This window comes from Cysteiniphilum litorale (assembly GCF_003428165.1).
Classification (GTDB): Bacteria; Pseudomonadota; Gammaproteobacteria; order Francisellales; family Francisellaceae; genus Caedibacter; species Caedibacter litoralis.
The window spans coordinates 75,744-87,309 of record NZ_QLIQ01000010.1 but is presented as its reverse complement, the minus strand read 5'-3'; the positions used below and the strand labels follow the sequence as shown (position 1 = coordinate 87,309).

The 11,566-nt window shown below is 38.7% G+C and carries 11 protein-coding genes and 1 rRNA gene; all 12 read left to right on the top strand.

Features of this window, described 5'->3' with window-relative positions; all coding sequences use genetic code 11:
• Positions 1–105, top strand: a 5S ribosomal RNA gene (gene rrf, locus DNJ75_RS06195); the annotation flags it as partial.
• A gap of 179 nt (positions 106–284) precedes the next feature.
• Positions 285–1,082: a type I methionyl aminopeptidase gene (gene map / locus DNJ75_RS06190; protein WP_117002327.1), complete on the top strand. Its 798-nt coding sequence runs from the start codon at positions 285–287 to the stop codon at positions 1,080–1,082.
• Positions 1,083–1,090: 8 nt separating this feature from the next.
• The gene (locus tag DNJ75_RS06185; RefSeq protein ID WP_117002323.1) at positions 1,091–1,924 is read left to right on the top strand and encodes a hypothetical protein; all 834 of its coding nucleotides are present in this window, start codon (positions 1,091–1,093) and stop codon (positions 1,922–1,924) included.
• 76 nt (positions 1,925–2,000) lie between these two features.
• Positions 2,001–2,324, top strand: a complete 324-nt coding sequence (gene fdxA / locus DNJ75_RS06180; protein WP_117002322.1) for a ferredoxin FdxA — start codon at positions 2,001–2,003, stop codon at positions 2,322–2,324.
• Positions 2,325–2,336: 12 nt separating this feature from the next.
• Positions 2,337–2,900 carry a D-glycero-beta-D-manno-heptose 1,7-bisphosphate 7-phosphatase gene (gmhB, locus tag DNJ75_RS06175; protein ID WP_117002321.1) on the top strand — a complete coding sequence of 188 codons (564 nt, stop codon included), beginning with the start codon at positions 2,337–2,339 and terminating at the stop codon, positions 2,898–2,900.
• Positions 2,897–3,640: a lysophospholipid acyltransferase family protein gene (locus DNJ75_RS06170; protein ID WP_117002320.1), complete on the top strand. Its 744-nt coding sequence runs from the start codon at positions 2,897–2,899 to the stop codon at positions 3,638–3,640. The genes gmhB and DNJ75_RS06170 overlap by 4 nt, the downstream gene beginning before the upstream one ends.
• A gap of 17 nt (positions 3,641–3,657) precedes the next feature.
• Entirely contained in the window at positions 3,658–4,548 is an 891-nt protein-coding gene (gene galU, locus DNJ75_RS06165) for a UTP--glucose-1-phosphate uridylyltransferase GalU (protein ID WP_117002319.1), read from the top strand.
• A gap of 4 nt (positions 4,549–4,552) precedes the next feature.
• Positions 4,553–5,110: a guanylate kinase gene (gene gmk / locus DNJ75_RS06160; protein WP_117002326.1), complete on the top strand. Its 558-nt coding sequence runs from the start codon at positions 4,553–4,555 to the stop codon at positions 5,108–5,110.
• 225 nt (positions 5,111–5,335) lie between these two features.
• Positions 5,336–6,118, top strand: coding sequence for a hypothetical protein (locus tag DNJ75_RS06155; RefSeq protein ID WP_117002318.1), 783 nt, complete (start codon positions 5,336–5,338; stop codon positions 6,116–6,118).
• Positions 6,119–6,263: 145 nt separating this feature from the next.
• Positions 6,264–7,688, top strand: coding sequence for an SLC13 family permease (locus tag DNJ75_RS06150; RefSeq protein ID WP_117002317.1), 1,425 nt, complete (start codon positions 6,264–6,266; stop codon positions 7,686–7,688).
• A gap of 888 nt (positions 7,689–8,576) precedes the next feature.
• Positions 8,577–10,289 carry a M4 family metallopeptidase gene (locus DNJ75_RS06140; protein WP_117002315.1) on the top strand — a complete coding sequence of 571 codons (1,713 nt, stop codon included), beginning with the start codon at positions 8,577–8,579 and terminating at the stop codon, positions 10,287–10,289.
• 251 nt (positions 10,290–10,540) lie between these two features.
• Positions 10,541–11,563 (top strand): DUF475 domain-containing protein, encoded by a 1,023-nt coding sequence (locus DNJ75_RS06135; RefSeq protein ID WP_117002314.1) that lies wholly within the window; start codon positions 10,541–10,543, stop codon positions 11,561–11,563.
• Positions 11,564–11,566: the final 3 nt, after the last annotated feature.

Below are 11,566 nucleotides of genomic sequence, written 5' to 3'. Positions count from 1 at the left end.
ATAGCGACTGTGAACCACCTGATTCCATTCCGAACTCAGAAGTGAAAACAGTTAGCGTCGATGATAGTGTGGCATTCGCCATGTGAAAGTAGAACATCATCAGGTTTTTTATTTAGAAAGGCACCTAATAGGTGCCTTTTTTGTTTCTAGAATAGGACTTTTTCAACCCTTTTTTTGGGAAAGATAATAAAATTAATGCTAGTTTTTTGCTTTAGATTGAAATGCAATAACCAATGCATGTACAATACGACGTTTACTACGTTAAAGATAATGTAACTGAATTCATGACTAATATAATTTTAAAAACACCTGAACAAATTGAGAAAATGCGTGTAGCAGGTCGTTTGGCGGCTGAAGTGCTAGAGATGATTGAACCATATGTTGTGCCCGGTGTGACAACAGCAGAGCTTGATAAGATATGCCATGATTATATCGTTGATAAGCAACAAGCCATTCCTGCTTGCTTGAATTATCGAGGATTTCCAAAATCAATATGCACATCGATTAATCATGTTGTGTGTCATGGTATTCCTGCAGAAAAGAAGCTTAAAGCGGGTGATATTATAAATATTGATGTGACGGTTATTAAAGATGGCTTTCATGGTGATACCAGTAAAATGTTCTTTGTTGGTGGACGTGAAAAAGCATCAATACTCGCACAACGATTAACAGATGTGACTTATGAGTGTCTTGTTAAAGGGATTGAACAGGTCAAGCCTGGCAATCGCTTGCATGATATCGCTCAAGCGATTGAGAAGCATGCCAAGTCGCACAACTTCTCTGTGGTCGAAATGTTTTGTGGGCACGGCATCGGTCAAGGTTTTCATGAAGAACCGCAAGTATTGCATTATGTCTCAAAGCAGGCGCATGAGCATAAGTCTTTACAGACTGTTTTAAAGCCTGGTATGACATTTACCATTGAGCCGATGATTAATGCCGGCAAAAAGCAGGTGACGGTATTGCGTGATGGCTGGACGGCTGTAACTAAAGATAAAAGTTTATCAGCACAATGGGAGCATACGTTAGCGGTGACTGAAAGTGGTGTTGAAATATTAACAAAACGCCACGATGAGACAATTTAGGATAGCCTATGTTAAGCCAATCTCAAGTGAATGAAGCATGTCATATGTTAAAACGTGACGGGCAGGAAGTCACGATTGCCAAAGTGCGTAAATTACTTGATAAGCATTATTCTTTTTTTGATGTGGCAGATAAAGTCCTTTTATATAAAGAAGATGCTAAAAAAGCGGAAACGATTGCCAAGCAAGAGGTGGTGCAACCTCCTGAAAAGAAGGTGCTAGGTTTAGGTGCTGTGATTGATAAGGTATTATTATCTTGCGCTTTGCGTGAACATAAAGAGGTTGCCATCAAACTTAAGGAAAAGTTGCAAGATTATATCGATCAAGAAATTAAAACAAAAATACATAAGTATGAACATGAGATAAAAAAAATACGCCAGAGAAATGATCATCTGGAGGTTAATTACTATGGATCGAAAGCAAGATTTGAGCAGCTTATTCAAGAACATAAGTTGCTAAAAGAGCAAAACTATATGTTGCAGCAGCAACTGCAAAAGGCGCAAGTAGTAAAAAATCACCGTGTTACCGAGGAAAGTCAACAGCAAAAACCAGCGCAAGTAAGGGACTATCAAACACAGATTAATTTATTAAATGCTGAGCTCTGTGCTGTATATGATGTGCAAAAACAAAGTATTGTTGTAAAAATGCCACCAAAACATAAGCTAGAGCGTGAGTTTCAAAAAGGCATTAATAGCATTTATTTGCGTGCCAATGCTGTGTATGACTTTGCCACTAAATTTTGGTTTCTGGATCAATTTGAAGCAAAGACAATTAACTTATTGGTGCGCAATAATTTTGTCATTTCAAAAGAGCTTGCGTATGTCTTACAGAAGTTGCAAGGTTGAGTGTTAATAAATCTTTTAAAACCTTGGGTAAGTGTTAAAATATTGACGTTTTTAAGAAGCTAAAAGGTGTGGGTATATGCCATTTGTGGTAACAGAAAGTTGTATTAAATGTAAATTTGGTGACTGTGTTGAGGTGTGTCCGGTAGATTGTTTTTACGAAGGTGAAAATATGCTGGTGATTAACCCTGATGAGTGTATTGATTGCGCACTGTGTGAGCCGGAATGTCCTGTCAACGCCATCTATTCAGAAGATGAATTACCAGAAGATCAGTTAGAGTTTGTTGAGCTTAATCGTGAGTTGTCACAAGAGTGGGATAATATCACAGAGAAGTGTGATCCGCCTGAAGATGCAGATCAATGGCGTGATGTGAAAGACAAACGTCAGTATCTAATTAAATAATTGATATTTTGTATGACAAAACAAATAGAAGTGATAGCGCCAACACTTGTTATTCTTGATCGTGATGGTGTGATTAATGAAGATTCGGATGATTATATAAAGTCAGCGGATGAGTGGCAGCCTATTCCTGGAAGTATTGAGGCGATTATTGAGCTTAAAGCAAAAAAGATCCCTGTGGCAATAGCAACGAATCAATCAGGTGTTGGGCGTGGACTTTTCGATCTTGCGACACTGATGAGTATGCATGATAAGTTATATGGCTTATTAGCTGAAGATAAAGATGCCATTAAGCATATAGCCTATTGTCCGCATGCGCCGGATATGGATTGCATTTGTCGCAAGCCGCAGACAGGCATGCTTGATGAGATTAGTCTGAAACTTGACATTGCACTAAACCCTATGGTGTTTTTTGTCGGTGATAGTTTTAAAGATATCCAAGCGGCAAGAAAAGCGAATTGCACACCAGTCTTGGTTAAAACTGGTAAGGGCTTAAAAACATTGGCGAAGCATCAAAGTGAACTAGCGGGTGTAATGATATTTGATAATTTACAGCAGTTTGTGGAGGCTGTGATATGAATCTAATGAAAGGCTTATGGTATGGCATATTGTGGCTAAGACAAATCATTTTTGTGGTTTATGTCTTAGTATTGACCACCGTTTTAGCAACGTTGACAGTGGTTCTAGGCATATTACGCTTACCCATTGGGATACGTTTAATTCCAGCAAAAGTGTGGTCAATATTAACACGCTGGGGGCTTGTTATTTTCTTATGGCTACGTGTTAAAACCGAAGGTCAAGAGAACCTTTTAAAAGAGCCGTGTGTTTATGTGTGCAAACACCAATCCTCATGGGAAACCGTGGTATTCCATGGCTTGCTAAATAATGTGTGTTTTGTGTTAAAAGAAGAGCTTCTAAAGATCCCTGTGTTTGGGCAAGGTTTAAAAGCTGTCGATAGTATTCCTATTGATCGCAAGCAAAGCTTAAAGTCCTTTAAAAAAGTATTACAAATGGGTAAAGAGCGTTTAAAGTCAGGGTTAAGTATCGTGATTTTCCCAGAAGGCACACGTGTGCCTGTTGGGCAATATCCGAAATTCCATAAAACGGCGATTACTTTGGCAAAATCCAGTGGTGCAATGGTCGTGCCTGTGGCGCATAATTCAGGTAAGTTTTGGCCAAATAAGGCAGGTTTGATCAAGCCGGGTATAGTGACATTGTCTTTTGGGCAAGCTGTTTCACCAAGTGATTTGGGTGTTGATGAGCTAAATGAATATTGTTACCAATGGATTAACGATAAGGTTAAAGCCATTGGTGGCTAAACACTAGGAGTAAACAAATGAAGATTACAAAAGCAGTATTTCCAGTTGCCGGATTAGGGACGCGTTTCTTACCAGCAACTAAAGCCTCGCCAAAAGAAATGTTAACAGTCGTTGATAAACCCTTGATTCAATATGCAGTTGAAGAAGCGATTGAAGCAGGGATTAATGAGCTTATCTTTGTGACAAGCACGCATAAGCGCGCGATAGAAGATCACTTCGATAAGAACTTTGAACTTGAATATAATCTTGAGCAAAAAGGCAAACTTGAACTATTGGAAACAGTGCGCAATATTTTACCTGCTGGTGTTAATTGTGCCTATGTGCGCCAAAAAGAAGCACTAGGTTTAGGTCACGCTGTTTTATGTGCCAAGCCTTTAATTGGCAATGAACCTTTTGCTGTCTTATTAGCGGATGATTTAATTGATAATGTTGATGGCAAAGGTGCTTTGTCACAAATGATGAATCAATATTATTATCAAAAATGCGGTGTAATTGCGGTGCAAAATGTACCCAAGAAAGATACGGGCTCTTATGGGATCGTCAAAACGCGTGCAGATCAGAGTATTGAAGCTATTGTTGAAAAGCCCGCACCTGAGAAAGCACCGTCAACTAATGCCGTCGTTGGTCGATATATATTGCCAGGGGAGATTTTTGATTATCTTGAAACAATCCCTAAAGGTGCTGGTGGCGAGATTCAACTAACTGATGCCATTGCCAAGCTGATTGAAACACAACGGCTTGTCGCACATAACTTTGAAGGTACGCGTTATGATTGTGGTGATAAGCTTGGGTTTTTGATTGCCAACTTTGAGTTAGCAACTCGCGATAAACTATTGGGTAAAAAGTTTATGGCGCATGTGCAGACAACGCTTGGCGTAAATACAGTGAATGAACTTTTGGATCATTAATAAAATGAGCAAGTTAGGTACGGTTTATATTGTTTCTGCCCCCTCAGGTGCGGGGAAGACTTCATTGTTAAAAGCGCTTATTGAGACCAACGATGGCGTTGCGGTTAGCGTGTCACATACAACGCGCAAGCCACGTCCGCAAGAAGTTAATGGACAGCATTATCATTTTGTCAGTCATGAAGTATTTGAAAAAATGATTACAGAAGATGACTTTATCGAATACGCCAAGGTGTTTGATCATTATTATGGAACATCCAAAGCATCGGTTGATGCACTGACACAGAAAGGCTTAGATGTAATCTTAGAGATTGATTGGCAAGGCGCAAGGCAAGCCAGAGAAATCTTTAAGAATAATTGTGTTAGTATTTTTATACTGCCGCCAAACTTGGACGCTTTGCATGAGCGCTTAGTTAAACGTGCACAAGACTCACAAGAGGTGATTGTTAGACGCATGCAAGATGCACAAAATGAAGCATCGCATGCTAATGAGTATGATTATGTCATTATTAATGACAACTTTAATGAAGCCTTAGCTGATTTGCGGGCATGTTTTCGTGTGTAAAAGTTAAAATCTCATCTAGACTACTCTTTGTAATACCCATCGTAAATCATTTTGCGGTGTTTGATTGTAAAGTAGTTTGTGAAGATTTTGGCAAGTTGGATTGCAGGTAATAGTTAGGACTATTGTCAAAATTCAACTTGCCAAAAGCACGCAAAAAACAAAGCAAAAAATTCTGTAAAATGCTTTGTGATGGGTATATAAGTTCATTAAATAGGGAGAATGCCGATGATAAAAAGGATAGTGGGTTTTTCAGCGATTTTTTTAACAACGATAAATGCTAATGCAACTTGTGGTATTGATAAGGCGGGTTGTTCTTTGTTTTCGATCTCACCAATGGCAGGATACTATAGCTATCGTGAGCCGGGGCTTATGAGTATCAAAGGACCAAGCTTTGGTTTAGATGGTAGCTACCAATATATTGATCGCAATAAAGTGACCTTGATTGTCGATGGGCAATTTGGTTTTGTCAATGGCAAATATGATGGGCGTCTTCTTAATGGGCAGGCATTCCAGATGGATAATGATAATAGCTATATCTTGGGTATTTCACCGAAGGTGGGTTATGTTTTCTCATGGCAAAAATCAGGATTGAAGCTTACCCCGTATATTGGTTTGGGCTATCGTTATCTGAATAATGATTCAAGTAACAATTCAGCGGGATACTTACGTATTTCAAATTATTTCTATATTCCAGTAGGTGCCGATATCTCATGGCATAAGAATAAACTGATTATCCAATCACGTCTTGAGTTTGATGGGTTGATTCATGGGATACAATACTCTGGTATTGATGGCGGGGTTACCAATCAACAACGCGAAGGCTGGGGTGCCAATGGCTATGTGCTTTTGGGGCGTGATCAAGGCAGTTGGGCATGGCTGATTGGTCCCTATATTAAATATTGGAAAATTCAGACTTCCGAAACAGCGGATGGTGCGACAACGAAAGGGTGGCATGAGCCAGAGAATAATACGGTCGATGCTGGCTTAATGATGAAATTTATCTTTTGATAGATAAGAATATAGATAGATGGTTGTAAAGGGGCGTATGCGCTACGCCCCTACGATTAGATCAATTAGAAATTCCTGAAAAGCGCTGGAAAAAAATCACTTGCTCAACTACTGTTTATAGACAGTGGTTTATGAGTAACAAACTATGCATCAAAAAGAAATGGAATTGCCCACTATCCCAAGTATTTTCTTGTGTGTTTTAGCTGCTGTTGTGATTTATTTTGTGGCACTTTATCTGCCAGTTGGACATTTTAGTGAAGCCGGTAAACATGCATTTGCGGTATTTTGTGTGGCTGCCTTTTTATGGATTAGTAATATTTTCCCGTTGGCAGTAACGGGCATTATTGTATTGTTTTTGTTACCGATGTCAGGCGATATTTTTTCACAAGATGTTTATAGTTATTTTGGTAACTCAGCGATTTTTTTCGTCTTAGGTGCTTTTATTTTAGCAAGTCCGGTAATGCGTTCAGGACTCAGCAAACGCTTTGCAATTACGATCATTGCAAAGTTTGGTACAGGCTCAAAAAGACTGTGTATGTCGATCTTTGTGCTAGCAAGTATTATGGCATTTTTTATTAGTGAGCATGCAGTAGCGGCAATGCTATTGCCTATTGTGCTTGAAATTGTAACGGCTGCAAATGTAAGAAAGAAAAGTCGCTTTGCCTTTGCCGCTTATATGGCAATGGCGTGGGGTGCGATGATCGGCGGGACCGCTACCCTATTAGGTGGCGCGCGCGCGCCATTAGCGTTAGGGATTTTGCAAGATACCTTTGCCAATAATGCTCAATTTGCGCATGCCAGTCATATTGGTTTTATTCAATGGAGTATTTGGGTGATCCCGATTGTGCTTATTATGCTGGCATTAGCAAGTGTTTGTGTCTTGATTGCAGCGCATAATACAGGGGCTAATATTCAATTAGCGCGTGAGACATTAATGGCGCATAAAAAACAAATTGGCAAAATCACAAAGCGCGAGATTTTAACACTGATTGTCGTATTATTTACGATTTTATTATGGGTGTGTTATGGCACTGCTTGGGGCTTAGATTGGATTGCCTTTTTGGGTGTGATTATGGCGTTTAGTTTACGCATTACCAATTGGAAAGAGGTTGAGAAAGATGTGCAGTGGGGCATTGTCTTGATGTATGGTAGTGCAATTGCTTTAAGTGTTGCTTTACGTAACACAGGAGCTGCCGCAGAGATGGTGCAAATAATGATGCGCTTAGGCATTGAGTCACCTTTAGTTGTTCTCATCTTGCTTGTGGTATTGGCAGCGATATTAACAGAAATTATGAGTAATGCGGCTTCAGTAGCTGTTCTGTTACCGATTGGCTTAGCTTTAGCGGTCGAGTATGGCATCGATCCACGTGTGGTAACTATTGCGATTGCGACAAGTGCTGGATTAACCTTTATGTTACCTGTGAGCACGCCAGCAATGGCGCTCGTTGTGCAGTCAGATCATGTCAAAATTCATCAAGCAATGGCATGGGGTGTCGGGCTTAAATTAGCTGGGATTATTGTTATTACATTAGCAATGGCGCTCTATTGGCCACTTCTAGGTGCCTTTTAATTTTAGCCAAGAGTATAATTTTATAAAACTTTAATTGACAGATAAACGTATGCTGATTATGATCGGCGCACATTCCTGTGATAAAGGAGTCGCCAATGTTGTATTTACATCGTTCGATCTTGTAAATAGCGCTTTTGCATAGAATAGGTGGGTATTAATGTCCAGAGGATATTGCTATTTGATCATTCTTACATGTTAGGAAAATTTAGATTACACAGCTAATATTTCATTATGTATACTCCAATACATATCACGTTGTTATGCAAAATTTTAGACTACATTATTTGCTTGTGCCAGTAGCTGAAAATTCGTTATATCTCAGTTAGCAAAAAAAAATTTAGACAATTAACCTTAGTGAACTGAATCACTCTTATTAATATTATATCCCAAGAGATAAAAGCATCAGCGCTTACTTAGTTTGGCTACTTGCTTTAGGGAGAGCTGGCGATGTCCATTTATAAATTTAGAAACATTTTCTTGATTGCCAAAGATGTCTACAAGGCCTTTTTGCTTAAGGTTATACTCTGCCATAAGAAATTGAACCAGCTTATTGGGAGTGGTTAATTCTGAAAGCTTGGGCAAATGTATGTTTGATCTAGTATTAATCAGCATGAATATACAATTTGTTACAAATTTTTAATAATTCTATTTACCTGCCCAAAATGTTGTGGTAAAAATACTACCGTCATAGCAAAGCTATTTCATGTAATAAAGGGAAGAGTTTATTTAAAACACAGGCAAGGATCGTTTCTTTTGCTTGCAAGTAATGTATTTAGGCATGTTTTATCAGCATTTTTTGCTAATAAAATAGTGTGATAAATATATGCTGCCCAATGTTTATTGATAACCAAAAGCTGTGAGATAAATAGTCATAACAAGGAGAAAGGAATGAAGTTTAAAAAGGGTATTGCATTAGTTCTTAGTATGTTAGCAACAGGAGTTTATGCTGCAGAGAGGGTTAATTTAACCAATGCACCGATTGATGATTTACAGGGTTTTCATTTGAAAACAAATCAAATAGAACCGGTGAGTAACGCGCATGTAATGCTTATGGCAGCACCGCAAACAAATACTTTAAATCAAATATCTCAATCCAGTATGGCTGGTGTTAATTATGAGCGTTATCAGCAGTATTATAAAGGGATCAAGGTCGTAGGCGCTCAGATTACGATTGCTAAAAATATTGGACATAATATGTTATTAGCTGCCAATCAGGAGAAAGCTAATGGTGAAGTGGTCAAAGATCTCAATGTTGATACAAACCCAAGTATCTCAGCGCAGCAGGCAATTACCCAATCTTTGACTGTATACAATGAAAATGCTAATGGTTATCAGGTGGATTATTTAAATGGTAATGCACCAAGTGCTGAGTTACAGATTATTACGGAAAATCAACAGCCAAAATTGATTTATCAGGTTAAGTTTTTTGCGCAAAAGGCAAATAATCAACCACAAGATATGCGTTATTATGTTGATGCTAAAACAGGGCAAGTGGTAACAAGCTGGGATAATATCCAAAATTTCGAGGATACAGGGCCAGGTGGCAATGAAAAGGTGCAAGAATATTGGTATGGTCAAGATGGGATGCCATCTTTGGATGTGACAAAAAAAGGAACAAAGTGCACGATGGAAAATACTCGCGTGCGAACCGTCAATTTACAACAAAAGTGGGATGACTATACGACGACACCTTACCCTTATACCTGTGGCAAAAATACAGGACAAGATGAGATTAATGGTGCATATTCTGCTATTAATGACGCGCAATATTTTGGTGATGTCATTATTGATATGTATAAAGACTGGTATGGCATTAATGCATTATCTGAAAATAATGAGCCGATGCAGCTTGTGATGCGTGTCCATTATGGCAGTAATTATGATAATGCTTTTTGGAATAGTAAAAATATGACCTTTGGTGATGGCAGTGATTTCTATCCTCTGGTATCCCTAGATGTGGCAGGTCACGAAGTAAGTCACGGTTTTACAGAACAACACTCAGGGCTTATGTATAAAGATCAATCAGGTTCTTTAAATGAAGCATTTTCAGATATGGCAGGACAAACCGTCAGAGCCTATTTACTAAGCCAGAACGAGACTAATTATGTGAAGTTTTACCCAGAAGATCCAAAAGGGCAGATTGGTTGGGGGTTAGGTGAAACCATTATGAAAGGTGATGGCGTAGCTTTACGTTATATGAATAACCCATCACAAGATGGTGCTTCAGCTGACTGCTATGATCCGACACTTAACGGGGCGCTGTCATGCAAGATCAGTTACAATCAAATGCTTAAGAAAGCACGTGGTAATCAATCATATATCGTTCATACCGGTAGTGGTGTGTTTAATAAAGCATTCTATTTATTGGCAAGCACATGGGCATCTGATAATCAAGTGCAAGGCTTGTCCAATCAATATGCTGAAGGTGTAAAAGAAGCGTTTCATGTAATGATGTTGGCAAATGTCAAATATTGGACATCTTTAGTGAATTTTGAGCAGGCTGCTTGTGGCGTGGTCAATGCGGCCAAAGATCTTCACTATTCGACAGCAGATGTTAAAAAGGCATTCACAGACGTTGGTGTCAGTACAGCTAATTGCTAAGTTTTTAAAACTTGTTTACACAAACAATATCTACGTTATAATGTCCCGACTTCTACTAGGGAGTAGCTTCTTGGGTTCTGACCCAAGGCATATGTCAACATAATTGGTAAACAAAGCCATGGCATATGCGACTGATTGTCGAGAAATCACATAGGTTTAGCAAGACTGGTAGTACACTATTTCCTTAACTGACTGGGCTAGGAGATGGTTGTGCTATTAGTGCATGTTAGCCTAGTCTTAAGTACATATAAATGCAGCATTACCTACGTTTCTTTGTTGGATCAAGCCTTGTGACGATCATATGCTTAGTATTGGGTGTAATCTATCAACCGATGCATTATCTTAATGTTATATATTTGATCGTGCTATTGGCAGTGCTTGAAGTGTCTTTAAGTTTTGATAATGCAGTCGTTAATGCCAAAGTATTAACAAAAATGTCCCCATTTTGGCAACAAATGTTTTTGTGGTTGGGAATATTTGTTGCTGTATTTGTTGTACGCTTATTAGTCCCGGTGTTATTGGTAAGTGTCAGTGCGCAATTGTCTTTCTTAAGTACCTTGAGATTAGCGCTGCATAATACGGCAGAGTTTCAACATGTTTTAGCCAGTAATTACGCATTGATCAGTGCATTTGGTGGTGGATTTTTATTGATGATTTTCTTAAGTTTTTTATTCACAGATGAAAAGCGTGCATTATGGTTTGGTTGGCTAGAGCAGAAATGTGCTAATAAGCGCTCAGGCATGCTGCCATTGATTATCGCAGTGATTTTTGCTGTTATTTTCTTTAGTGTTTATGCATGGATATATAAGGCATCAATTGCAGTACTCATTGCGCTGGTGTCGGGTATTTTATTAAGTCATTGCTTAGCACTAATCAATACTAAAGTGAATCAATTATCATCGCTTGTTAAAGCGGGCATTATTGGCTTTTTATATCTTGAAGTGTTAGATGCATCTTTCAGCTTTGATGGCTTGTTTGCGGCTCTTGTGATGAGTAATGATATTGTCATTATTCTGTTGGGGTTAGCAATTGGTGCGATGTTTGTTCGTTCATTAACCCTTGTTATGGTTAAGCGCAACACTTTAAATAACCTACCTTTTTTAGAGCATGGTGCGCATTATTCAATCGGTTATTTGGCGCTGACGATGTGGTTAAAAAACTTTATTGCAATACCTGAGTATATTACCGGAACGATCAGTGTGCTGTTGATTGTAATGGCTTTTATTCACTCCAAAAGCTATGTAAAACAAGAAAATAAGATGGTTATGGTGTAGGAA

What these genes read in the sequence shown, in the direction of transcription:
- map (WP_117002327.1), top strand. Translation starts at nt 285, where the DNA reads ATGACTAATATAATTTTAAAAACACCTGAACAAATTGAGAAAATGCGT.
- DNJ75_RS06185 (WP_117002323.1), top strand. Translation starts at nt 1,091, where the DNA reads ATGTTAAGCCAATCTCAAGTGAATGAAGCATGTCATATGTTAAAACGT.
- fdxA (WP_117002322.1), top strand. Translation starts at nt 2,001, where the DNA reads ATGCCATTTGTGGTAACAGAAAGTTGTATTAAATGTAAATTTGGTGAC.
- gmhB (WP_117002321.1), top strand. Translation starts at nt 2,337, where the DNA reads ATGACAAAACAAATAGAAGTGATAGCGCCAACACTTGTTATTCTTGAT.
- DNJ75_RS06170 (WP_117002320.1), top strand. Translation starts at nt 2,897, where the DNA reads ATGAATCTAATGAAAGGCTTATGGTATGGCATATTGTGGCTAAGACAA.
- galU (WP_117002319.1), top strand. Translation starts at nt 3,658, where the DNA reads ATGAAGATTACAAAAGCAGTATTTCCAGTTGCCGGATTAGGGACGCGT.
- gmk (WP_117002326.1), top strand. Translation starts at nt 4,553, where the DNA reads ATGAGCAAGTTAGGTACGGTTTATATTGTTTCTGCCCCCTCAGGTGCG.
- DNJ75_RS06155 (WP_117002318.1), top strand. Translation starts at nt 5,336, where the DNA reads ATGATAAAAAGGATAGTGGGTTTTTCAGCGATTTTTTTAACAACGATA.
- DNJ75_RS06150 (WP_117002317.1), top strand. Translation starts at nt 6,264, where the DNA reads ATGCATCAAAAAGAAATGGAATTGCCCACTATCCCAAGTATTTTCTTG.
- DNJ75_RS06140 (WP_117002315.1), top strand. Translation starts at nt 8,577, where the DNA reads ATGAAGTTTAAAAAGGGTATTGCATTAGTTCTTAGTATGTTAGCAACA.
- DNJ75_RS06135 (WP_117002314.1), top strand. Translation starts at nt 10,541, where the DNA reads ATGCAGCATTACCTACGTTTCTTTGTTGGATCAAGCCTTGTGACGATC.